The sequence below is a fragment of the Psychrobacter sp. L7 genome (assembly GCF_002810365.1).
Classification (GTDB): Bacteria; Pseudomonadota; Gammaproteobacteria; order Pseudomonadales; family Moraxellaceae; genus Psychrobacter; species Psychrobacter celer.
Map to the genome: position 1 here is coordinate 200,660 of NZ_NEXR01000003.1, position 24,513 is coordinate 225,172.

General features: G+C 47.1%; 18 protein-coding genes and 1 tRNA gene. 14 read left to right on the forward strand and 5 right to left on the reverse strand.

The window, feature by feature from the left end:
* Positions 1 to 105: 105 nt before the first annotated feature.
* The 8 genes from CAP50_RS04575 to CAP50_RS04610 all read left to right on the forward strand — a co-directional run bounded on the left by CAP50_RS04575 (position 106) and on the right by CAP50_RS04610 (position 10,806).
* Positions 106 to 915 carry a phosphatidate cytidylyltransferase gene (locus CAP50_RS04575; protein WP_100749183.1) on the forward strand — a complete coding sequence of 270 codons (810 nt, stop codon included), beginning with the start codon at positions 106 to 108 and terminating at the stop codon, positions 913 to 915.
* A 73-nt stretch (positions 916 to 988) separates the two neighbouring features.
* Positions 989 to 2,200 (forward strand): 1-deoxy-D-xylulose-5-phosphate reductoisomerase, encoded by a 1,212-nt coding sequence (gene ispC / locus CAP50_RS04580; protein WP_198411592.1) that lies wholly within the window; start codon positions 989 to 991, stop codon positions 2,198 to 2,200.
* Between the two features lie 85 nt (positions 2,201 to 2,285).
* Positions 2,286 to 3,653, forward strand: a complete 1,368-nt coding sequence (rseP, locus tag CAP50_RS04585; protein ID WP_100749185.1) for an RIP metalloprotease RseP — start codon at positions 2,286 to 2,288, stop codon at positions 3,651 to 3,653.
* A 264-nt stretch (positions 3,654 to 3,917) separates the two neighbouring features.
* A complete protein-coding gene (gene bamA / locus CAP50_RS04590) occupies positions 3,918 to 6,353 on the forward strand; it encodes an outer membrane protein assembly factor BamA (protein ID WP_100749186.1) in 2,436 nt (811 codons plus the stop codon).
* Positions 6,354 to 6,525: 172 nt separating this feature from the next.
* Positions 6,526 to 7,548 (forward strand): UDP-3-O-(3-hydroxymyristoyl)glucosamine N-acyltransferase, encoded by a 1,023-nt coding sequence (gene lpxD, locus CAP50_RS04595; RefSeq protein ID WP_100749187.1) that lies wholly within the window; start codon positions 6,526 to 6,528, stop codon positions 7,546 to 7,548.
* Between the two features lie 155 nt (positions 7,549 to 7,703).
* Complete coding sequence (fabZ, locus tag CAP50_RS04600) at positions 7,704 to 8,174, forward strand: 3-hydroxyacyl-ACP dehydratase FabZ (protein ID WP_198411594.1); 471 nt, start codon at positions 7,704 to 7,706, stop codon at positions 8,172 to 8,174.
* A 179-nt stretch (positions 8,175 to 8,353) separates the two neighbouring features.
* Entirely contained in the window at positions 8,354 to 9,133 is a 780-nt protein-coding gene (gene lpxA / locus CAP50_RS04605; protein ID WP_100749189.1) for an acyl-ACP--UDP-N-acetylglucosamine O-acyltransferase, read from the forward strand.
* Between the two features lie 320 nt (positions 9,134 to 9,453).
* The gene (locus tag CAP50_RS04610; protein WP_100749190.1) at positions 9,454 to 10,806 is read left to right on the forward strand and encodes a sodium-dependent transporter; all 1,353 of its coding nucleotides are present in this window, start codon (positions 9,454 to 9,456) and stop codon (positions 10,804 to 10,806) included.
* A gap of 135 nt (positions 10,807 to 10,941) precedes the next feature.
* Here CAP50_RS04610 and tgt read toward each other — a convergent pair whose 3' ends face one another.
* The gene (tgt, locus tag CAP50_RS04615; RefSeq protein WP_075101550.1) at positions 10,942 to 12,093 is read right to left on the reverse strand and encodes a tRNA guanosine(34) transglycosylase Tgt; all 1,152 of its coding nucleotides are present in this window, start codon (positions 12,091 to 12,093) and stop codon (positions 10,942 to 10,944) included.
* Positions 12,094 to 12,306: 213 nt separating this feature from the next.
* Positions 12,307 to 13,440: an aspartate-semialdehyde dehydrogenase gene (gene asd / locus CAP50_RS04620; protein ID WP_100749191.1), complete on the reverse strand. Its 1,134-nt coding sequence runs from the start codon at positions 13,438 to 13,440 to the stop codon at positions 12,307 to 12,309.
* 341 nt (positions 13,441 to 13,781) lie between these two features.
* Here asd and CAP50_RS04625 point away from each other — a divergent pair, with 341 nt between their 5' ends.
* Complete coding sequence (locus CAP50_RS04625; RefSeq protein WP_100749192.1) at positions 13,782 to 14,912, forward strand: endonuclease/exonuclease/phosphatase family protein; 1,131 nt, start codon at positions 13,782 to 13,784, stop codon at positions 14,910 to 14,912.
* A 567-nt stretch (positions 14,913 to 15,479) separates the two neighbouring features.
* On the opposite strand, the gene CAP50_RS04630 is transcribed toward CAP50_RS04625, so the two are convergent.
* Together CAP50_RS04630 and CAP50_RS04635 are read right to left on the reverse strand one after the other, a co-directional pair.
* Positions 15,480 to 15,555, reverse strand: a tRNA-Asn gene (locus CAP50_RS04630).
* Between the two features lie 257 nt (positions 15,556 to 15,812).
* Positions 15,813 to 17,015 carry a pyridoxal phosphate-dependent aminotransferase gene (locus tag CAP50_RS04635; protein ID WP_100749193.1) on the reverse strand — a complete coding sequence of 401 codons (1,203 nt, stop codon included), beginning with the start codon at positions 17,013 to 17,015 and terminating at the stop codon, positions 15,813 to 15,815.
* Between the two features lie 491 nt (positions 17,016 to 17,506).
* Between CAP50_RS04635 and CAP50_RS04640 the strand changes: the two genes are divergently transcribed.
* Both CAP50_RS04640 and CAP50_RS04645 read left to right on the forward strand, forming a co-directional pair.
* Entirely contained in the window at positions 17,507 to 18,052 is a 546-nt protein-coding gene (locus CAP50_RS04640; protein ID WP_075101554.1) for an acyl-CoA thioesterase, read from the forward strand.
* Positions 18,053 to 18,162: 110 nt separating this feature from the next.
* On the forward strand, positions 18,163 to 19,248 hold the full coding sequence (locus tag CAP50_RS04645) for a cation diffusion facilitator family transporter (RefSeq protein WP_241900646.1): 1,086 nt from the start codon (positions 18,163 to 18,165) through the stop codon (positions 19,246 to 19,248).
* A 203-nt stretch (positions 19,249 to 19,451) separates the two neighbouring features.
* Here the strand turns inward: CAP50_RS04645 and dps are convergent, their stop codons facing one another.
* A complete protein-coding gene (gene dps / locus CAP50_RS04650) occupies positions 19,452 to 19,934 on the reverse strand; it encodes a DNA starvation/stationary phase protection protein Dps (RefSeq protein ID WP_100749361.1) in 483 nt (160 codons plus the stop codon).
* Positions 19,935 to 20,365: 431 nt separating this feature from the next.
* On the opposite strand from dps, the gene uvrB reads away from it, so the two are divergent.
* The 3 genes from uvrB to CAP50_RS04665 all read left to right on the forward strand — a co-directional run bounded on the left by uvrB (position 20,366) and on the right by CAP50_RS04665 (position 24,464).
* Positions 20,366 to 22,477 (forward strand): excinuclease ABC subunit UvrB, encoded by a 2,112-nt coding sequence (uvrB, locus tag CAP50_RS04655; protein WP_075101557.1) that lies wholly within the window; start codon positions 20,366 to 20,368, stop codon positions 22,475 to 22,477.
* Between the two features lie 257 nt (positions 22,478 to 22,734).
* Positions 22,735 to 23,787 carry a pyridoxal phosphate-dependent aminotransferase gene (locus tag CAP50_RS04660; protein ID WP_100749194.1) on the forward strand — a complete coding sequence of 351 codons (1,053 nt, stop codon included), beginning with the start codon at positions 22,735 to 22,737 and terminating at the stop codon, positions 23,785 to 23,787.
* A gap of 302 nt (positions 23,788 to 24,089) precedes the next feature.
* Entirely contained in the window at positions 24,090 to 24,464 is a 375-nt protein-coding gene (locus CAP50_RS04665) for a hypothetical protein (RefSeq protein WP_100749195.1), read from the forward strand.
* Positions 24,465 to 24,513 lie beyond the last annotated feature (49 nt).

Below are 24,513 nucleotides of genomic sequence, written 5' to 3' on the forward strand. Positions count from 1 at the left end.
AACCGCTTTTGTTGCAGTCAGTAGCAATGAGTGGGCTATTGTAGATTAGCTGCTATAATGCATTTTTTGACCATACGTTTTTCATTATTATAAGGCTCAATAAGTATGTGGCAACGGATTAAGACGGCAATTGTTCTCGTTATTATCGTTGGTATTGCAATGTTTGCGAGCCAAACACCAATTTTGTTTGCGCCGCTGTTGGCGATAGGGGTAATCATCGCCGCTCATGAATGGACCAAGCTGATGCCCAAATGGCGTCAGCCAGCGTTATTTGTGCTCTTGGTTTTGGCGCTGACCTTGGTGTCACTGCTGTTTAAAGTGACGTGGCTGTTTTGGTGGGCCGCATCGCTCGCCATATGGCTGATGGCGCTGTCTTGGGTTCGGGTCTTTCCGACGACGACCAATTGGTATGGAAAAAAGCTGGGCTTGATGGGCGCGGTGATATTAACCGCCGCCATCACAGCTATGTTTTATCTGTGGCAGCTATCGGCTTGGTGGCTGCTGTATGTGTTTTTATTGGTGTGGTGCGCGGATAGTGGGGCATACTTTGTTGGGCGCAAGCTTGGTCGTCGAAAAATGGCACCAAACGTTTCACCCAATAAAAGTATGGAAGGATTGGCTGGTGGTATTGTCACAGGGCTGCTCGTCGTTGTGGCCATCAGCGTCTTTAAGCTACAGCTGACAGGGGTGCCGCTGATCGCCTTTGCCGCACTATCTGTACTGACGATATTGGCTTCGGTACTCGGCGATTTGTTTGAGTCAATGCTCAAACGCCGTGCTGGTGTCAAAGACTCAGGGACAATCTTGCCAGGGCATGGCGGTATCCTTGATCGTATTGATTCCTTATTGTCTGCCACGCCGATATTTGCGCTCGGCTTTTGGGCGCTGCAATACTTTGGTTTGATGGTGGTATAAAAGTGTCTTGCTTGGATTTATCCAGTTAGGCTTTATTTTTATTTTTTTGTATTATTGATAGGCAACGATGGTTATGATGCAACGTATCGCCGTATTAGGCGCAACTGGCTCGATTGGCGATAGTACGTTGGCGATTTTGGCGGCCCATCCGCAGCAGTACCAAGTCTATGCCTTGTCGGGATACCATCGTTTGGACAAACTGTTTGCGCTGTGTCAGCAGTTTGTGCCAAAGCGCGTCAACGTACCGGCAGCCGCAGTCGATGATTTTGCTCAGCGTCTGAGCGCAGCGAAGCTTGATATCGAGGTCGTCGGGGGCGCAGCAGGGCTTATAGATATCGCCACCGATAGCCAAACCGATACGGTCGTTGCTGCCATTGTTGGTGCAGCAGGGCTGCCTTCTACATTAGCCGCCGCGCGCGCAGGCAAGCGTATCTTGCTTGCTAATAAAGAAGCGCTGGTGATGGCAGGACAGGTAATGATCGATGCGGTAAAAACGCACCATGCTACCTTGTTACCTTTAGATTCAGAGCACAACGCAATTTTTCAGTGCTTGCCGGTAGATATCCAACAAGACAGCCGCCAGATTCACCAGCCAAAGCACGGGGTGCGTAAGCTGTGGTTGACCGCCTCTGGTGGGCCATTTTTGCAGCAGTCATTTGCGCAGATGCAGAAAGCTGGTGTCGCTGAAGCCGTCAAACATCCCAATTGGTCGATGGGACAAAAAATATCGGTTGACTCGGCAACGATGATGAACAAAGGGCTTGAGCTGATAGAAGCCTGTCATTTGTTTGATTTGAGTGAGGATAAAATAAATGTGGTGATTCATCCACAAAGTATCATTCACTCAATGGTAGAATATAGCGACGGCAGCTTTTTGGCGCAGCTGGGCAGCCCAGATATGAAGACGCCCATTGCTCATGCACTCAGCTATCCTGCGCGTATTGATAGCGGCTCGCAGCCTTTGGACTTGTATGCGCTAAGCGGCCTAGAATTTATCGAGCCTGATTTACAAAAGTTTGCCTGTTTGCGTTTGGCGAGACAAGCCATGCAAGCGGGTACGCAGGCGACCATTGTACTCAATGCCGCCAATGAGATTGCCGTGGCCGCGTTTTTGGCAGGACAAATTCGTTTGACAGATATTGCTGATATCAATGAGCAGGCACTTAGTGAGATACAAGTACCGCTGTTAGCGGCGTCGGCGGATATAGAAGATATATTGTCGATTGACCAGCTAGCGCGTCGGCATACTGAGGCATTGGTGGCCAAGGTGGCAAAATCCATATAAGCGGCGCAGACGCTATAAGAATAGAAGTCCTGCAAATCAGCCTTGTACGAGAGAACTTGCTGAAAAACCATATTGAGAAGACATCATGACGTTTTTATTGACGCTCCTTGCGGCCATTTTTGTCTTAGGTCCGCTCATTGCCCTGCATGAATGGGGGCACTATATCGTGGCGCGCCTGTGCGGTGTTAAGGTGCTGACATACTCTATTGGTTTTGGCCCCAAAGTCGCAGGCTGGACCAGCAAAAAAAGCGGTATTGATTATCGGATTTCGGCACTGCCACTGGGCGGCTATGTCAAAATGCTCGATGAGAGAGAAGGCGAGGTGGCAGCCGATGAGCAGCATTTGTCATTTAACCGTCAGCATCCGCTAAAAAAAATCGCTATCGTCGCAGCAGGCCCTATCATGAACTTTGTCATTGCGATTGGCTTGTTTTGGGTGTTGTTTATGACCCCATCTGAGCAGTTGGCGACAAAGATTGGGCAGGTGTTGCCTGATACGCCCGCAGCCACCGCTCAGCTGCCCGTTGGCGATAGAATCGTCGCCATCGATGGTCATGAGGTGCAGACGTGGGAAGGGATTAATTACCGTCTCGCTGGACGCATGGGCGAGACGGACAATATAAGTGTCACGCTACAAGCTGATGACAACGCCGCCAAGACCTACTACGCGCCTGTGGATGAGTTTATGCAAGGCGATGACCATGGAAAAGATGCGCTGAGCAGCTTTGGCATGCTGCCATGGCAACCGACGATCGCCCCTATCGTCGGTGAGCTGACGCCCGATGGTGCCGCCAATCGTCAAGGCCTCAAGGTCGGTGACCGCATCACTGCGATTAATGATGTCGCCATCGCAGACTGGATCAGTGCCACACGCATCATTCGCGACAATCCTGAGACTTTACTCAATTTTACCGTCTTAAGAGAGGGTAAGTCTGTACAATTGGCCATCATGCCGCAGGGCAAAAAAGACAATTTAGGTAACGACTTTGGGCAAATTGGTGCTATGGTGGCACAGTCTGAGATTGTCATTCCTGATGATTATAAAACCACAGTGGTCTATGGTCCAGGCGAGTCACTGGTCAAGTCGTTTGAAAAAACCGAACAGCTGGCGGTGATGACGGTCAGCTCGATGGGCAAAATGCTCTCAGGTATGATTGGTCTCGATAATTTATCAGGCCCGATTACCATTGCCAAAGTCGCCAAACAAAGCTTCGATATTAGCTGGCAGATGGTATTGTCTACCGCCGCGCTGATCAGTCTGAGTCTGGCAGTGCTCAACCTTTTGCCCATTCCTGTATTGGATGGAGGGCATATCGTTTATCATCTCATAGAGCTGATTCGCGGTAAGCCGCTCTCAGAAGGCGTACAAATGGCTGGACTTAATATCGGTTTACTCTTGCTGGCAGGTTTCATGGTGTTAGCAATTGGTAATGATATCAGCCGATTGTTTTGATGGTTTGCCCAAGCGTTTGGGTGATAAGGCAAGATGCACTAATGGTTTTACGCGTATCGGGCAGCGATTGCGGGTGTGACGGCAGAGTAGCTTTGTGCCGCCGTCTCTGTACTAATCGTAATTTTTAGTTTATTTTATGATGCGTTTTATATAAAGTGTTCTGAGTCTTGTCCGCCGAAGCATGCGACTTTATGGCAAATGGACAAGACAACATGTGCTTTTTAACTTAACTTAAGCAATTTTTTTTATTGACGGATAGTGTTTATGCGTACGCCTTTATTTATGAGCGCGGCAGGGTTGCCGTTAGTGGTAGCGATGATGAGTATGCCGGTACAGGCTGCAGAATTTGTAGTGACTGACATCGGTTTTAATGGCTTACAACGTCTAACCCCCGATAGCCTCTATCCGGTTCTACCTATCACGGTAGGAGATACGGTAAATGACAGCAGCTTGGCGGCCAGTATTAAGGCACTATATGCGACCGAAAACTTCGCGGACATTCAAAGCCGTGTCGAAGGCGGTCAGTTACGCTTTGATGTCGTTGAGCGTCCTACCATCGCCGAAGTCAACTTTGAGGGCAATAAGCTCATCCCAAAAGAAGGACTAGAGCAAGGACTGAGCAACGCAGGTTTGTCTGTCGGTGATGTACTCAAGCAAGCGACGTTACAAGGCGTCGCCAACGAGCTGCAGCAGCAGTATATCAGCCAAGGCTATTACAATAGTAATATCGAAGTCGACCAAACGCTACTCGATGGCAATCGTGTCAAGCTCGATGTACGCTTTATCGAAGGCAAGCCTGCCAAAGTCGTCGATATCAATATCATCGGTAACAAGCACTTCAGCGATGATGAGATCAAAGATGTCTTTGCCGTAAAAGAATCTTCTTGGACACGCCTGTTATCTAAATCTGATCGCTATGCCAAAGAAAAGCTGGCGGCCAGTTTGGAAAACTTAAAAGCCTTGTACCAAAATGACGGTTACGTGCGTTTTGCCGTCGACAATGCGGTACTTAACATCAGCGAAGATAAGCGCAGTGTGTTTATCGAAGTTAGCCTAAGCGAAGGCGAACAGTACCAGTTTGGTGAGGTCAATTTTTTAGGTAAGCCGACGTTTGAGACGACTGAGCTACAAGAGCTGGTCACCTTTTCTCCAAACGAAAAATACTCGCAAGCCAAACTTGATGAAACCACCGCCGAGCTCAAGCGCCGTTATGGCAACGAAGGCTATTATCTGGCCCAAGTCAGACCAGTACCACGTATCAATGACGATACCAAAATGGTCGATGTGGATTACTTTATCGATCCTGCCCGTCCTATCTACGTGCGCCGTATCAACTTTACGGGCAATATCAAAACCCAAGACGAAGTACTGCGCCGTGAGATGCGCCAACTAGAAGGCGCGCTTGCCTCTAGCGAAAAAATCCAATTGTCACGCACGCGTCTGATGCGCACCGGGTTTTTTAAAGCCGTCAATGTCGATGTCAAACCAGTGCCCAACCAGCCAGACCAAGTAGACGTACATTACACGGTAGAAGAGCAGCCTTCAGGTAGCTCGACCATTGCTGCTGGTTATTCACAAAGTGGTGGTGTGACCTTCCAGTTGGATTTGACCCAAAACAACTTTATGGGTACAGGTAACCGAGTCAAAGCCGCGCTGTCTCGCTCAGAGACCCGCGACTCATATAGTTTGGGCTATACCGATCCGTATTTTACCGAAAACGGTGTCTCTCAAGGTTTGAGTGCGTATTATCGTGAGACCAAGTATGATGACAGAAACGTCAGTAACTATGTGACCGACTCCTATGGTGCCACGCTCAACTACAGCTATCCTGTCGATGAAACCAAACGCGTCAGCGCAGGTCTCAACGTGGATAATACCTCAGTACGGGGTGGCCGCTTCTTAGGGGTTTCAAACGTCCAGCAGTTAATCGATGATGGTGGAACTTTTGAGCAGTTCACCTTTATTGATGAAGAAGGTAAAGAGCAGCTTTCAGGTCGTACTGGCTTTAAAAACGACTATCAGACCTATAATCTACTATTCGGCTGGGACTATAGCACCCTAGATCGTCCTGTATTCCCAACCAAAGGTATGAGCCATACCGTTGATGCGACCATCGGCCTTGGTGATACCAGCTATCAAAAACTTGTGTACCGCGGCAATATTTATTATCCGATTTATAAGGATTGGATAGCACGTGGTTATACTAAGCTTGGCTATGGTAATGATTTACCGTTTTATGAAAACTTTTACGCTGGTGGTTATGGCTCTGTTCGTGGTTATGAAGCCTCAACACTTGGACCAAAGTCACAGACATATTATGATGCCATCAATGATGATGTGCGTTATAAAGACGAAGAAATCGGTGGTAACGCGCTGGCCAGTTTTGGGGCTGAGCTGGTATTGCCCATGCCATTTAAAGGTGACTGGGCTGACCAAGTGCGTCCCGTACTATTTGCAGAGGGCGGGCAAGTCTTTGATACCACCGATAAAGAAGACCGTACTTTCGTAAACCCTGATACGGGTGCTGATACTGGCGTACCATTATTGACTCAAGACAATGACTTGCGCTTTAGTGCTGGTGCTGGTATCACTTGGTATACGCCAATTGGCCCTATCTCCTTGAGTTATGCGATGCCTATCGGTGACAAAGAAGGTGATGAGACCGAAAAGGTACAGTTCCAGATTGGTAATACGTTCTAACGTAGCGGCCATCTGAAGCGTTTTGGCTTTTTGATCTTATTTATACGGCACAATAACTTGTGTGGTATAAATAGATGGTACTAGATAAATTGGTCATCAAGCTGATATAGCAGCTTGATGACTGTCTTATTTATAATACGACTTTTATTCTTACTTCATACTAATAATAACTATGATAACGATTGAGCAAATTATCACCCAAATTGAGCAGCGCCAGCCGGTTAGAAATAAAGCAGAGCTGAGCACTGAGCAGTTATGCCAAAAGCTTGGCGGTATCGGTAGTCTGACGACAGCCAATGACACGCAGCTGAGTTTTTTGGCTGATTCTCGTTACCTCTCCAGTTTGGCAGACAGTCAGGCAGGGGCTGTGTTAGTCACAGCAGACCATCGCCAGCAAGTACCCGCATCAACCTTGGCGTTGGTGGTCGCAAATCCATACTTGGCTTACGCCAGCGCCAGTCAGTTATTTGCTTATCAGTCAGCCTCGAGTCGTATTCATCCGAGTGCGGTGATTGCCGATAGTGCCATCATCGGCGAGCAGGTGAGCATAGGGGCGTTTTGTGTGATAGGCGAGCAGGTGCAGCTGGGGGCGCGAACAGCGCTGGCTGCCCATGTGACGATTGAGGCAGGTACGAGGGTCGGCAGCGATTGTGTCATCAAATCACAAGTGGTCATCGGTCATGATTGTACCATCGGCGATCATGTCAGAGTGCATGCTGGTACAAGTATTGGCTCAGAAGGTTTTGGCTTTGCCCCGACCAACGACCCAAGCACGACCGGGTGGGAGCGTATTGCGCAGTTAGGCCGAGTCATCATCGGTGATCATGTCCGTATTGGCAGTCAGACTTGTATCGACCGCGGTGCTATCGATGATACCGTCATCGGTAATCATGTGATTATCGACAATCTGGTGCAAGTGGCGCACAACGTGCATATCGGTGATGGGACGGCCATCGCCGCGCACACCGGTATCGCTGGGAGTACGCACATCGGTAAACGCTGTATCATTGGTGGCGCGGTCGGTATCACTGGCCACATCGAGATTGCTGATGATGTTACATTGTCGGGTATGACGATGGTGACCAAATCCATCAAACAAGCAGGCTCTTACTCTTCAGGTACCGCGGCCATGCCAACTGCCAATTGGCGACGCGCTGCAGTTAGGTTTCGCCAGCTCGGTCGCGATGAGCGCTGATTTGACTGACCACAGGATATCACTCTCTTTTACAACCTTTAATAGTTAACCATATAATATCCAATATTTTAACCCTTTAATCCTTTTATACTTAGCAATGAGCAAGGACGCGGCATATGAGCAGCAACGACATAGATATTTTAAATGATACCAACATGAAAAGCTTGGCTGAGCAAGGCCTGACTTTGCCTCTGACTTATCATACGCTAAAGCACTACTTACCGCATCGCTATCCTTTTATGCTGGTCGATAAAGTGATCGACTGTATCCCTGGTGAATGCATCACTGGGGTCAAAAATGTCACCATTAATGAAGAGTTTTTTAATGGGCATTTCCCCAATGAGCCTATCATGCCAGGCGTGCTGATGGTCGAGTGTATGGCTCAAGTATCAGGGGTGCTTGGGTTTATCAGCGCAGGATTAACTGCCGAAGATGGCTATCTGTATTTGTTTGCTGGGGTAGACAAGGTTCGTTTTAAGCGCCGCGTTATCCCTGGTGATCAGCTGATTATTCGGGCAAAAACTGTGATGCAAAAGCGCGGTATTTATAAGTTTGACTGTACCGTCCATGTTGAAGACGAGCTGGCGGCGAGTGCACAGGTGATGATTGCTCGTCAAGAGCAATAAAATTGGCTGATAACTTTTAGGCTCATCAGTATCTAAAGAGTTATGTCAAAACAGACAAGAAGAATTATAATGAGCATCGATATTTTGTCGCAAGACTGACTTTGGTTTGTTTGATAAGTTATGACTGACGGTCAGTGTTTTACCATTTATTCGCACCAGAAGATACAAAGGCCCACATTATGAGTCAGATCCATCCAACAGCACTCATCTCACCCTCCGCTCAGATAGATGAGACTGCAACCATTGGCCCGTACTGTATCGTCGGGGATGATGTCAGCATCGGCGCGCATACGGTGTTGCATCGTCATGTGGTCGTGACCAAGCTGACTCGTATCGGCGCGCACAATCAGTTTTATCAGTTTGCCAGTATTGGTGAAGATCCGCAGGATTTGAAGTATGCAGGCGAGCGTACTTGGCTTGAGATTGGCGATTATAATACCATTCGTGAGGCCTGCAGCTTGCACCGCGGCACAGCCCAAGACAGCGAGTTGACCAAGATAGGCAGTCATAATTTGTTGATGGTCAACACCCACGTGGCTCACGACTGCGTGATAGGCGATCACAATGTGTTGGCTAATAATGTGGGGGTAGCGGGTCATGTCACTATCGGCAACCATACCATCATCGGTGGCAACTCTGGTATTCATCAGTTTTGTACGGTAGATGACTATAGTCTGATCGGTGGGGCAAGTCTGATTTTAAAAGATGTGGCAGCCTTTACCATGGTGTCTGGCAATCCTGCCAAAACCCATGGCCTCAATGTCGAAGGTATGCGCCGCAAAAACTGGTCAAAAGAGACAATTGATGTTTTGCGTCAAGCGTATCGTACGATTTTTAGATCTGGTCTGACCACTGTACAAGCGCTTGAAGTGTTGCATAACGAGCTACTGCCGAAAGAGCCAAAGATTCAGCTGCTTATCGACTCATTACAAAACAGCCGACGCGGTGTCGTGCGCTAAGTAATTAGTAGACAATTGATTAGGATTAGCCATAGTTCATGATAAAAAGAATTGTTGATAGTCCAAACTCTTGTTAGTTATAGGTAAAATGATAGCAAGCCATAACCAATTGTTATGGCTTTTTGTATTTATGGGCACTTGACTTTTTTGGTTGCTTAGCAGAAACTGAGCGTTTACGGTATTGTAAACAATTTTTTCTTAATGTTACTGGACGCTTCATATCGGGGCGTTTAATAATTCGCTTAAGCATTATGATGGGCGGCTTATGATAATCAAGGAAGGTTATCAGTGGTGTTAATTGAAGCAAGAGGACGGAAAAGATGGCTATGAATAAACAAGAACATGCACAATGGAGCTCAAGCTTTGGCTTCGTGCTAGCAGCGGTAGGGTCGGCAGTTGGGTTAGGAAATATATGGAAATTTCCATATATGGTCGGTGAAAGTGGGGGTTCCGCTTTTGTTATCGCTTATTTATTCTGTATCGCGTTAGTAGGTTTTCCGATTCTAGTCGCTGAGTGGTTGATCGGTCGCCGCGGGCAAAAAAACCCAGTCAATACCTTTGCTGATGTGGCCGCCAGCCAAGGCAAATCACGCAGCTGGGGTATCGTGGGTGCGTCAGGTATTTTGGGCGGTTTCTTAATTTTATCGTTTTATAGTGTCATCGGTGGCTGGGCGCTAAACTACATCACCAAAATCGCCTCAGGTGAGTTTGCTGGCCAGGATGGCGACGCAGTTGGTGCGACATTTGATGCTATGCTGGCCTCAGCCGGCACATTGACCATTTGGCATACTGTGTTTATGGTATTGACGGCTATCATCGTCGGTATGGGGGTGACAGGTGGTATCGAAAAAACCGCCAAGGTGTTAATGCCATTATTGGGTCTTATCTTGTTTGTCATCGTCGGTTATAACGTCATGAATGGCGGATTTGGTGAAGCGGTTGCTTACCTATTTGCTCCAGACCTTAGCAAGCTGACTGCAGACGTGATGCTTGCTGCGCTTGGTCATGCGTTCTTTACCCTATCTATCGGTATGGGCATTATGATTGCGTATGGCTCTTATTTGGGCCGTGAAGTTAACTTACTCAAGACCGCCCGTACAGTGGTAATATTGGACACCGTGATTGCCTTGGCCGCTGGTCTGGCAATCTTCCCGATTATCTTTAGCAATGGCTTAGATCCTGCCTCAGGTCCTGGTCTTATCTTTGTCAGCTTACCAATTGCCTTTGGTAGCATGGGCGCAGGTACGATCATCGGTACTTTGTTTTTCTTATTGATTACCTTTGCCGCTATCACTTCATCGATTTCGCTACTTGAGCCGACGGTGGAGTTTTTAGAAGAGCGTACCTCGATGAGCCGTACAGTATCGACCATCGTGGCAAGTATTGTGATTTGGCTACTTGGTATCGCAGCCTTGTTGTCGTTTAACCTATGGGCTGATTTTACGATCATGGGCAACGGTGTCTTTGATGCTTTAGATAAGCTCACCAGTAAGTTTATCCTACCACTTACGGGTCTGGCGGCGATTATCTTCCTTGGCTGGCAAATGGATCAGCGTAGTGTCCAGCAAGAGCTTGGTCTGTCTAACGGTACGTGGACGCTATGGCAGATTATCTCCAAGTTTGTAGCGCCAATCGCAGTGGTTATCGTGTTTGTGACCACATTGATGGATTAAAACGTTTGGCCATCAACCTTTTTGAATGGCGCATGCATCAGTCAAGCAGTAAAAAGGGCTTAAGAATTTTCTTAAGCCCTTTTTTGGTCTGAATGATAGATACAGATACAGAGAGATAGATGAACGTTTAAAGAGTTAGCGTAGGTTTAGCTCAGGCACCGTTTGACCACGCTTAGCATAAAACTCACTGACAAAGGCATCAAAGGTGTCTTGTTCAATAGCGTCTCTGATGCCTTGCATCAAGCGCTGATAATAACGCAGGTTATGAATGGTAGCCAGCTGCGCGCCTAGCATCTCTTTACATTTATTGAGGTGGTATAAATAGGCACGGCTAAAGTTTTGGCAAGTATAGCAATCACACTCAGGGTCTAGTGGGCCTTCATCGTTACGATACTGGCTATTGCGGATACGCACCACGCCTGCATTGTCAGTATCGCCTGTGACGAAGTAATGGCCATTACGGGCGTTACGAGTGGGCATGACACAGTCAAACATATCGACCCCGCGGCGTACCGCCTCAACGATGTCCTCAGGCTTGCCCACACCCATCAGATAGCGCGGCTTGTCTGCTGGCATCGCATCTGGGATGTAGTCTAGTACATCCATCATCTCATCTTTTGGCTCGCCGACAGATAGGCCGCCGATGGCATAACCATCAAAACCAATCTCAAGCAGGCCCTCGAGCGATTGCTGGCGTAGATCTGGGTACATACTGCCTTGAATAATACCAAACAGCGCATTGGTGCTGCCCAGTCTGTTATGCTCATCGACGCAGCGCTGGCCCCAACGTAATGACAGCTCTAAAGACTTTTTGGCCTCGTCGTGAGTGGCAGGGTAGGGAGTGCACTCATCAAACTGCATGACGATGTCTGAGTTTAAGCTGTACTGAATCTGCATCGACTTTTCTGGTGACAAAAACACCTTGGCACCGTCGATAGGCGACTTAAAATTAACGCCTTCTTCGGTGATTTTGCGCATTGCACCAAGACTAAAGACCTGAAAGCCGCCTGAGTCGGTCAAGATAGGCTTATCCCAATGCATAAACTTGTGCAGACCGCCAAACTTGTCGATGACCTCAGTACCAGGACGTAGCCATAAGTGAAACGTATTGCCAAGGATGATATCAGCACCGATGGCTTCGATATCGCGCGGCAGCATACCTTTGACCGTGCCATACGTACCGACAGGCATAAAGGCAGGCGTTTGTACGTCGCCATGATTGAGATGGACAGTGCCACGGCGCGCACGCGTCTCGCCGCTGGCCGTTTTGTGTAAGACAAATTGCATATGATAACCGCTATGTAAGCTATGGAAATGGCGCTAATTATAGCATTGTTAAGGGTTTATTGGGACAGGGATGCCAATCTCAATTTTGTTGCTATTTATATTATGCGCGATTATGTGCGGCTCATAGCGCGTTATGAGGAGTGAACCTAAAATCGATATAAAAAAAGACAGCCATCTGCTGTCTTTTTTGTACTTCATAGTTGAGTTGTAAAATCAGGCGTTTTGCTTGCGGATGATGTTTAGCATACGGCGTAAGGGTTCGGCTGCGCCCCACAGTAGCTGATCACCCACAGTAAATGCACCGAGATATTCAGGTCCCATGTTTAGCTTACGCAGGCGTCCTAGCGCCACAGTCAAGGTACCTGTTACGGCAACAGGCGTTAAGCGGTTCATCGTGGCTTCTTTGTCGTCTTCGACCACATCTAACCATTTATTGCCGCTATTTTTTAGCGCCGCTTCGATTTCCTCTAGCGGGATGTCTTTTTTGAGCTTGATGGTTAGACCTTGAGCGTGGCAGCGCATGGCACCGATACGCACACACATACCATCGATAGGGATGGTATTGGCCGCTGAGTTGCCAAGGATTTTGTTGGTTTCGACGCCGCCTTTCCATTCTTCGCGCGATTGCTTGTTTTCTAATTGCGCATCGATATAAGGGATTAGGCTGCCTGCGAGCGGTACACCAAAATACTGCTTAGGGAAGTCATCTGCGCGCTGGGTCTGCGCGATTTTTTTGTCGATATCCAAGATAGCGCTGGCAGGATCAGCCAGCTCGTCCTTGACCGCATCACGTAGTACGCCCATGCCTTCGATGAGCTCACGCATGTTGTTTGCGCCAGAGCCACTCGCCGCCTGATAAGTCATGGCGCTGACCCATTCTACCCAGCCTTTATTAAACAGCTCACCGATCGCCATCAGCATCAATGATACCGTACAGTTGCCACCGATAAAGTCTTTTTTGCCACTGGCGAGCGCGCTATCGATGACATTGCGATTGACTGGATCAAGGATAATGATGCTGTCATCTGCCATACGCAAGGTGCTGGCCGCATCGATCCAGTAGCCATTCCAGCCGCTATCGCGTAGGGGCTGATGCACCTTTGAGGTGTAGTCGCCGCCCTGACAGGTAATAATCACATCACAAGCTGCGAGTGCGTCGATATCATGAGCGTCCTTTAATTGGCTGGTCTGTACGCCAGCGAAGCTTGGCGCATCGCCACCTGCGTTACTGGTCGAAAAAAACACGGGCGTAATACCATCAAAGTCTTTTTCTTGCTGCATGCGCTGTATTAACACTGAGCCAACCATACCGCGCCAGCCCACCAAGCCTACTGTTAAATTACTCATGAAAACTAATCCTATTTACAATTATTTGTTGCATCGCCAACCAATAACAATGCCGTGAATGCTCCCAAAAAGCAAGGCGTTTTGGCGGTTTTTAGCGGTTTTTTATACACTATTTGCTATGTTGATTATAACGTGATGTTATTAGTATGCAGATACTTGACATTGTAATGTTTTATAGTTGTTGTCATATAATTCGGCTGTAGCAGTAGGCGTCACTGGATTGAAGTGCTAAAGTAAGCGCTAGCATCAGTATCGTGAGCCGTACGCCTAAAGATGCCTGAACACCCAACATATCTTATGCAGCGGCAAACCAAAATTTCAATCAACGGTTAATACATACTATGGATCTTTCACTATTATATTATTCTGTCCAGTGGCTAGCAGGGCTTGTCGCGTTTGTGACGATTTGGGGCTGGCTGCCGCTGGATAATTGGTGGGTGCGCGGTGTCGAGTTTCCTCGTATTCAGATCATGGTGCTGGGGGTGATCGCTTGGGTTGGTATGCTGGTATTTTGGCCAGACTGGCAGCTAGGGCAGTGGTTATTGTTTGTGGTTTTGAGCATCACATTGGCGTTTCAGCTAAGAATGGTGTTGCCCTATACCAAACTATGGAAAAAAGAAGTACAACAAGCAAAATCCAAACCTGCAGGGCAAGCGCATCAACTAAAACTCATGGTGTCAAATGTCCTAACGCCCAATGATCATACCCAAAAGCTGGTCGAGCTGGTCAAGCAAAAGCAGCCCGATATTTTAATCACCTTAGAGAGTGATAAAAAGTGGGAAAAAGCACTGGAGCAGATTGAGCCAGACTATCCTTATACCGTCAAGGTGCCATTAGACAATTTATATGGCATGCACCTATACTCGAAACTTGAACTGATCGATCCTGAGGTCAAGTATTTGATGATAGATGACATACCGTCGATTCACTCACAGCTGCGCCTGCAAAATGGTCAAGTGATTTGGCTATACTGCCTACACCCCATGCCACCCAGTCCTACTGAAGCCGACAAATCGACCACTCGCGATGCCGAGCTGCTAATGGTCGGCAAACACATCAAAGAGCACGATCAAACCGCCATACTGGCAGGCGATCTCAATGACGTGGCTTGGTCGAAGACGACGCGCCGCTTTCAGCGCATCTCAGGCTTGCTAGACCCGCGTATCGGTCGCCATTTTATCAATACCTTTCATGTCAATTATCCATTTTTGCGCTGGGCGCTTGATCATATTTTTCACAGTGCTTGCTTCACAGTCGTTGATATTCAGCGTTTGCCGTCTATAGGCTCTGACCATTTTCCAGTCATGACGACGCTGCAGTATGAGCCAGAGGAAGCCGAGCAACAACAAAAAAACGCCCCAACAGCCGAAGTAGACGATATCAAAGAGACAGATAACAAAATAGAAGAGGGCAAAGAAGAAGGCGAAAAAGTCTCTAAAGAGCATGCTAAAAAGCAGCAGTTATTGGGATAGAATAGGGTAGTAGGCTAGATTGGTTCTAGATAAGTCACGAGCCGCCAAACAAGGCGAGTGGGGAAGTAAGCGGGTGTACAAATGTAAGCATATGCTTACGCGAAATAAGGTCTTTAGCCTCTAGGCGCATCAAAGTGATTGCCCTACAATACAACCATCAACACAAGGAGAGGCAAGGATGCAGTGTTGAGGCAGTATCGATAAAAGCACAGGTCAGCCCGCTGTCTTATAGATGACTGTTTATGACTTAGGATAAGTCGACATGGAAGAAATAATAATAACAACAACATGAAGCGCCGTAAGCCCTGAACCAATCGCCCTAGGTTCGGGGCTTTTCTTTGTCTGCCTATCTTCTCTTTATTTGCTGATCTTAGCCGCCATACCACCGAGGCGTTACACTCCTTAAATTCCATGCTACAAGCGCCGAGCTAAAAGAAACCAGACTGCTGACAAAGCCAAACTGCATAAAAAACAGACGACCATAAAAAAACCCTCATCAAAGTGATGAGGGTTTTGGCAAATGCCATAATTGAATTAAAAATAATTCAAATTTTTACAACTAAAATGTGGCTCTCCAACCTGGGCTCGAACCAGGGACACACGGATTAACAGTCCGTTGCTCTACCAACTGAGCTATTGGAGAATAGGCTGTACGTACATGATACGTGACAACAAGACTTAGAAAGTCTCTAACGAGTTCTTGCTAAGTGGGGCGTATTCTAGCAAAGATAAAAAATACGTCAAGCCTTTTTTTGCATAAATTGCAAAGATTGTCATTTTAATGAGAAAAGAGAGCTATTTTATCAAAAGCCGCCATAAAAAAACGCCCACATAACAAATATGGGGCGTCTTTTTTATAGTTTTTAACAATCAAGCTATTTAGCTTAAAAGCCTTTTTGCTTATTCAGCAACGTCCAAGTCAGCCACGGCTTTTTCGATACGTGATAGCGCATCTTTTAGCGTCGCTTCGTCAGTGGCATAAGAGATGCGCATATAGCCGCCAAGACCAAAGGCATCACCAGGGACGACCGCTACGCCGACTTTATCCAGCAGCCATGCGGAAAACTCTGTACATGAAGACAGGCCAGCGGCTTTGATCAATGGCTTGATTTGAGGATAGACGTAAAATGCGCCATCAGGACGCAGGCACGTGATGCCTTTAATGGCATTTAGACCATCAACGACCAGATCACAACGCTTCTTAAAGGCTTCTACCATCGGTGCCAGTACGCTTTGGTCACCACTGATGGCGGCTTCGGCGGCCACTTGGCTGATAGAGGTTGGGCATGAAGTGGACTGCGACTGTACTTTTTTCATCGCGCCGATGAGTTTGGCAGGGCCACCAGCGTAGCCGATGCGCCAACCTGTCATGGCATAGGCTTTTGATACGCCGTTTAGGATGATGGCGCGCTCTTTTAGCTCAGGTGCGGCGTTTAAGATATTGTAGAATTTATCACCCGTCCAGCGAATGTGCTCATACATATCATCTGAGGCCACATAGACTTGTGGGTGCTTTTTCAATACTTCCGCAATGGCTTTTAGCTCATCCAACGTATAGATCATACCTGTTGGGTTCGATGGGCTGTTTAGCACTAGCAGTTTGGTTTTGTCCGTGATGGCGGCTTCTAACTGCTCGGCGGTGATTTTGAAGTCTTGTGCTGCTGGGCATTCGACGATGACGGGTTTACCGCCTGCGATGATGACCATATCAGGATAGCTGACCCAGTAAGGCGCTGGGATGATGACTTCGTCGCCTGGATTGATAAAGGCTTGGGCAAGGTTAAAGAAAGACTGCTTACCACCGACCGATACTAGGATTTCATTTGGCTCATAGCTGATGTCGTTATCACGTTTGAACTTATCAATGATGGCTTTTTTGAGCTCTGGCGTACCATCGACAGCGGTGTACTTGGTAAAACCGTTATTGATTGCATCAATGGCTGCCTTTTTGATGTGCTCTGGCGTATCAAAGTCAGGTTCGCCAGCACCTAGGCCGATGATGTCTTTACCAGAGGCTTTTAGCTCTTTGGCTTTATTGGTAATCGCTAGCGTTGGTGATGGTTTGATGCTATTGACGCGGTCAGACAATTGCAACTCGCTCATGAGGGATCCTTTTTATAGTGAAGGGTGGTTGGGGGTAGCTGATGTTAATTATATAACGTTTTTATCGTCATCAGGGCATGATGTCGGTATATAGTTAGCCCTAAATAAAACGGGCAATGACTATATAGGCCACGTGCTACTGATAGGTGGTTTGCGCGGCCTTTGTCGGTGTAGTGCCTATTGTAAAGTAGCTCAACTGTAAAGAGGCTCAACTATAGACTGAATATTGTAGCACGCTGATATTTCGCTGTCGCATGGGGCTGGTAACAAAAATTATGGTGATGCTGCATAAAATTCATCCCAGTCCCACTGTGTCGTTTTTCTATTTATATTGAATTATCTATATCTGCCGATGGGCTATTATTTATATTTTATTTACACAATGTAGACCATCTGATGACACAGGGGCGTTTGTGATATATAGCGAGCTGCTGTATAAATGATAAGCAAGCTAAAAACATAAATACGTGTACAACCCTTTAAGGAACATTATGCCGCAGTTCAACACCAGCTCCACCGCCAAAAAAGCCCCTTTAAACCACGAATTGTATATGTCGGTGCTGATGACGCCTGATATGGCAAATTTTATCGGCAATGTCCATGGTGGCGATTTGCTTAAGATGCTCGATCAGGTCGCTTATGCCTGTGCCAGCCGTTATAGCGGCAACTATGTGGTGACGCTATCGGTCGATCAAGTGATGTTTCGGGAGCCTATCTATGTCGGAGAGCTGGTGACATTTGCTGCTAGTGTCAATTATGTGGGTACGACTTCAATGGAGGTGGGGATTCGCGTTGAGGCCGAAGATGTGCGTGCGCGTACGGTACGCCATACCAATAGCTGCTATTTTACCATGGTCGCAATCGATGACAATGGTAAGCCAACGCCAGCGCCGCCTCTTGAGATCAAAAACGAGATGCAGCAATGCCGTGCCGATGCGGCCTTGGCGCGCAAAAAGCTGCGTATGGAAAGCTCACACCGCCCCAGCTGCGATATCGATAAGATGACTGGCGAGCGAGGCGGTGAGCCGCGTAGCTAGAGCACGCCCGGCAATCTGCACGGCAGGCGACTGTTTTCTTTTTATCTCACTATCTTTGTATTACTGCCCTATATAACCTGTTTATATGAGTCAGCGATAACGAGGCTAACATGACCATCAAGCCAAAAGACACCACATCGAATGACGCGTTAGCACCGAGAGGCCGTACTCGCGGCACAGGCACTGTCAAAAACCAGTCTGACGACCAGACACATCGCCATGCTAAGCCGGCAGATAAAAAGCCTGCGGGTTCATTGATTACGGTCTTGATCGCTGTTGGGGCAAATCTGATTATCGCCATTGCAAAGACGGTCGCGGCCTTTATGACTGGCTCTGCCTCTATGATTGCTGAGTCTGCGCACTCTTGGGCGGATGCTGGCAATGGGGCGCTGCTGATAGTCGCAGAAAAGAAGTCCATCAAACCTGCCGATAGAAGCCATCCGCTCGGCTATGGTAAAGAGTCCTATGTCTGGTCGATGATTGCGGCTTTTGGCGTGTTTATGGCAGGCTCTATCGTCTCTATCTACACCGGTATCACCGAATGGAATGCCGCTGAGAGCGAGACCAACTATACCATCGGCTTTGTTATCTTGGCCATCGCCTTTGTCCTCGAGGGTTTTTCGTTGGTGCAGGCTTATCTGCAAAGCAAAAAACACGGCAAAGCCATCAATGTCAGTGCAATTGGTTATGTGGTCGACACCTCCAATCCAACACTGCGCGGGGTGTTTTTCGAGGACTTGGCAGCGGTTGTCGGTTTGGTAATCGCAGCGGCAGCGATGGGGATGCATGCTTATACAGGCCAGCCGTTTTGGGATGCGCTTGGCTCCATCATCGTGGGCGTGTTATTGGGCGCTGTGGCGATATTTTTGATCAGTCGTAACCGCGACTTTTTGGTTGGTTATAAAGTGTCTGATAGCATGCACGATTATGCGCTCAGTGAACTGCTCAACCACCCTGATATCGATAGCGTGTCGTACCTGCATTTAGAATGGGTCGGTCCCAAAAAGATATTTATGGTCGCTGCAGTCGATATCGCAGGCAACCAAAAAGAAGAAAAAATCGCGCAAAAATTTGAAGATATCGAAAACCAGTTTCGAGACAATCCCCTGTTTCAAGAAGCGATTCTCACGTTATCTGTGCCAAATGCAGCCGTACTGACACCCCCTAGCGATGCAGGTAAAGCGCATCTTTCATAGCATGTTTTATGACATCAGCCAGTATCTCAACCAGCGCATAAATGACAAAGCGTGGTTAGGTTGACCTTAGTAATAAACATCGCATATTTATCACCACAAAAGTCGTACCCACAAAAAAGCCACCTTTATTGGTGGCTTTTCTATGATTATTTCTCATTAATTATAATTATAAATTGATTTGACCGCTATAGATCAAGCCCGTATTACTTCTTTGGGGCATTGGCACCGATAAACCATGCGTCTTTGTCGACGATACGGCTCACCTCTGTCAATAGATCTGTCGTGTCTTCATCGCCTGCATCACCCGCGGTATCGATTGCTTCGCGCAGTGAGGCGGCGATGGTTTTGTAGCGTTTGGTCAGCTCGCGCACATGTTCATCGACCTCCGTGATATCGGTGGGATACGTCTCTAAAATCGAGTCCTCAACCACCCGTTTTGAGATGCCGTTGGCTTTACCACCCAATATTACGATGCGCTCAGCTACCGTATCATAAGCTTCTGTTAGGCGCTCATAGGTCTCATCTAATAACTGATGCACACCGATAAAACCTGTGCCCTGAAGATTCCAGTGGCACTGCTTGCTGTCCATGCTTAGATCGATCAGGTTGGCCAAATTGGCGTTTAGCAAATCCACCATTTTTTTGGCAGTCTCATCATTGATACCACTTGCATAACGTTCTCTCATATTTTGCTCCATTATTATCATTGTAAATAAAAAATCATTGGTTTAAGACGGTCTTAAATAGAATACTGAACTTGTTGTTATTGATGTATCCGTGGTCTTGCTGAATGACTCGTTATAAATGATAGCAGTTTGTCACGCAGTTGGAACCGTTAAGCATAGGCTTTATGAAGGGGTCATGTAATGGGTCTGTTAATCATGAAAGCCTTTGTAAAGTTTGCAGGCGTTCTGTGAATTTTTATATTCAACTCTATTCAACAAGGGTGACTGACACCGAGGTCATGGCAGTAAAATATATCGCCACCGCATCATAATTTGACTTAAAAAAGAGTCTTTTGGACACAAAAAGCTCTAATGGGCAGCGATTGGTTAACCTTTAAAAACGGCGGATGGGGCCCCATATTGTTATAAACCTTGAGAAGAAGAAAACCAATATGCGAATGCCCGAACCGCGCTCGTCGCGTCAGTTAAATCAATTGGCCACTCAGCTACAAGGCGAAGCTGAAATCAGTGGTGTCAATGCGTCAGGGACGCAGATATCAAGCCGCGCCTTTGAGATGGTGACCGACTTTGAGCCAGCAGGCGATCAGCCGCAAGCGATTGAGAAATTGGTCAATGGTGTCAATAAAGGAATGGATGAGCAGTTACTTCTTGGCGTAACGGGCTCTGGTAAGACTTATACCATGGCCAAGGTCATCTCCGAAACTCAGCGCCCGACCATTATCATGGCGCACAACAAAACCCTTGCCGCCCAGCTATATGGTGAGTTTAAGTCGTTTTTCCCCAATAACGCCGTTGAGTATTTTGTCAGTTATTATGACTATTATCAGCCCGAGGCGTATGTGGCGGCCAGTGATACCTTTATCGAAAAAGACAGCGCCATCAATGATCATATCGACCAGATGCGTCTATCTGCGACGCGCGCCCTGCTTGAGCGCCGCGATGCCATCATTGTCGCATCCGTCTCTTGTATCTACGGTCTGGGTGATCCTGAGAGTTATCTTAAAATGCTCTTGCACGTCGTCGTCGGTGACAAGATCGATCGTACCGCGACTATCAAACGTCTGGTCGAGATGCAATATACCCGCAACGAGCTGGATTTTGGCCGTGGTACTTACCGTCTGCGCGGTGAGCTTTTGGATATCTACCCTGCAGAATCTGAGCAGCTCGCGGTACGTATTCATCTGTTTGATGATGAGGTAGAAAAAATCACATGGTTTGATCCCTTGACAGGCAAAACCGTGCGCAGCGTGCCGCGTATTACTATTTATCCAAAGTCGCATTATGTGACACCGCGTAATCGCCTTGAGGCCGCCAGCGAGACCATTCGTGCTGAGCTTGAGCCGCGTCTTGAGTATTTTCGTGACAACAATAAGCTGGTCGAAGCGCAGCGCCTCAAAGAGCGTACCCAGTACGATCTAGAAATGATTCAGCAGCTCGGTTACTGTAATGGTATCGAAAACTACTCACAGCATCTCTCTGGTCGGCCATGGGGAGAGGCGCCGCCGACGTTGTTTGATTATGTGCCAGAGGATGCGCTGCTGTTTATCGATGAGTCGCATGTGACGGTCTCGCAGATTGGAGCGATGTATAAAGGCGATAGATCACGCAAAGAAAACTTGGTGAACTATGGTTTTCGCCTGCCAAGCGCGATGAATAACCGGCCGATGAAGTTTGAAGAGTGGGAGCGTATCAAGCCCAAAACTATTTATGTCAGCGCTACGCCAGCACAATATGAGCTTGAGCGTAGTGAGCAGGTCGTCGAGCAAGTGGTACGTCCGACGGGGCTGATTGACCCTGAGATTGAGATACGCCCTGTATTGACCCAAGTCGATGATGTGCTCTCAGAGATTACCAAACGCCGTGAGCTTGATGAGCGTGTGCTGATTACCACCTTGACCAAACGCATGGCGGAGGACTTGACCAGCTATCTTCAAGAGTACGATGTCAAGGTCGCCTATCTGCACTCAGACATCGATACGGTGGAGCGCATGCAGATTATCCATGAGCTGCGTACGGGTGTGCACGATGTGCTGGTCGGTATTAACCTCTTGCGTGAAGGACTGGATATGCCTGAGGTGTCATTGGTGGCGATATTTGATGCCGACAAAGAAGGGTTTTTGCGCTCTGAGAGATCTTTAATTCAGACCATCGGCCGCGCCGCGCGCCACTTAAATGGTAAAGCGATTCTTTATGCCGATCGTATGACGCCGAGTATGGAAAAGGCGATAGAGGAGACCGATCGTCGCCGCGAAAAGCAGATTGCCTTTAACATCGAGCATAATATCACGCCAAAAGGTGCGCGCCGTAGCATCACCGATAAGATTGATACCGGTGAGAGTGTGGATGCCAATGACAATCAAGTGATCCCAGTCAAGAGCAACCTGCCTGATGTTGATATCAGTATCTTGCGTAGCCCTGATTTGCTCGCCAAAGAAATCAAACGTTTAGAGAAGCAGATGCAGCAGCTGTCTCGCGATCTCAAGTTTGAGGAAGCCGCAAAAACGCGTGACAAAGTCTTAGAGCTAAAAGCGCATTTGCTCTAATAAATTATTTGTATTGTCATTAACATCCCTTAGTATTTAAGTTTTAAAAGGTGAGTTGCATATTTGTAGCTCACCTTTTTTATGATCTGCTAAACACTTGAAATCATATGGCTTTTTGCCGAATGCAATTAATAACTTATATTTTGGTTTTGGAAAACTTGTAATCATACCAAATGCCACTTAATATGAGATCAATGATTAAATTTGATCTTATTCTTACTCATACTCTCCACTGACAGTTAGGTGTATCGTCCATCATGCAAAATAATAAAATGATAGAGTTAAATGCGAACGAAAACTCGCTGGGCATGGCGGATTCTGCCAAAAAAGCCGTTACAGAGTCTTTAAGTGAAGGTTTTCGTTATCCAGATAATGCACGTGCTGCACTCGTGAGTAAAGTTGCCAGCATTCACGGCGTGGCAGAAAACCAAATCTCATTAGGCAATGGCTCGACTGAAAATATGCGAGCTACCATTCAGATGCTGCAACATAAAGCATTTACGGAGGGCCAAGAGTTTCAGATGGTAATCCCTGTGCCAACGTTTGATTGTGCAGAAATGTATGCAAACTCTATCGGGGCGTCTGTAGTCAAGATACCATTAACTGCCGAAAACTATGATTTAGATCTTCAAAGACTAAAAAAAGCGGCCGACGAGTTTAGCGGTATTAGCTTGTTATATGTTTGTAATCCTAATAATCCAACCGGAACCATTACATCAACGAACCAGCTTAAAACATGGATAGGTAACGCACCAGACAACCACTACTTTTTATTAGATCAAGCCTACTTAGAATACGTGAATGACCCAAGCTTTGAGAGTGGAGTTGAGTGGGTAAAACAAGGATTATCAGACAATCTTATTGTGATTCATACTTTCTCAAAGTTATGTGCCTTGGCTGGTATGCGAGTGGGCTATGCGATTTCTAACCCGCAAGCTATTGAAGCTGTCGAAGCATTTATGTCTATGGATAACACCAACTTATCAGGTGCGGTCGCCGCCATTGCGACATTAAATGATGCAGAGTTTTTAGAGTTAAGTTTGCGCACGACCAATCAGTCGCGCCAGATGATTGAAACAGTATTGGACGAGCTTGAACTTCGCTACTTACCATCCCAAACCAATTTCATTTTTCATGAAATCAAAGGTGATTTAAAAACCTACATCGCTAGAATGCGAGACAGTGGCATCAAGGTCGGTCGCGATTTTCCACCTGTCACGGGGTTCAACCGCGTAACGTTGGGCACGCCTGATGAGATGGCAGTATTTATCAAAGTGCTAAAGTCGTTTCGCAAAAAAGGCTGGGTGTGATAAGCCTCTAAACAAGCCATCCACTTTTACCAACATCAAACGCAGTTTTACATATCCCGCCTTAAAAAACAGCCGTGCCTCTTATAGGATAAAGAAATCAAGCACGCTCTAGCCACCCGATGAATAAAAACCAGTAAAACCAATATTGAGCGCTCGTCATAAAGATAAGTATAACGGCAGGGGCAGGCGTGCGACTGTATGGTTGAATCCTATAACACTGATGCCAGTAGTATTGGCAATATCAGTATTTTTAAAATAAGGACACGCACCGGTTAAAACTATTAAAAATAAAGGATGGATGTATGTTTGATATCAAGTCGTTTTTTAAGCGAGAAGTAGAAAAAAAGCTTATTGATGTGGATGATTATATTTTTATGCCCGAGCGCGTCGAAATGATGCTCGAAGGCGGTCAGTTAAATTGCGTGCTAAACAGTGATGGCCGCGTCGATATTTTTTATAGTAAGCAGGGCGTGACAGAGGTCAGCTCAGCGGCGCGCAAGCATCCCTTTACCGCATTTGAGACCGAGTTACATCACGGTGTTTATGATGATGTGATTCATGATTTGATCAAAGAAGTCGATAAAATCATCGATAGCTCGTCCAAGTATTTTCGCCGCAGTAAAGTATTGCCAACGACGGCGGCTTTACCTAGCAGCTCTGCGGCGACTGATAAGTAGTCATCAGTGAACAGTGAATGCAGCAGATAAGTTGAAAGTCGCTATAAGT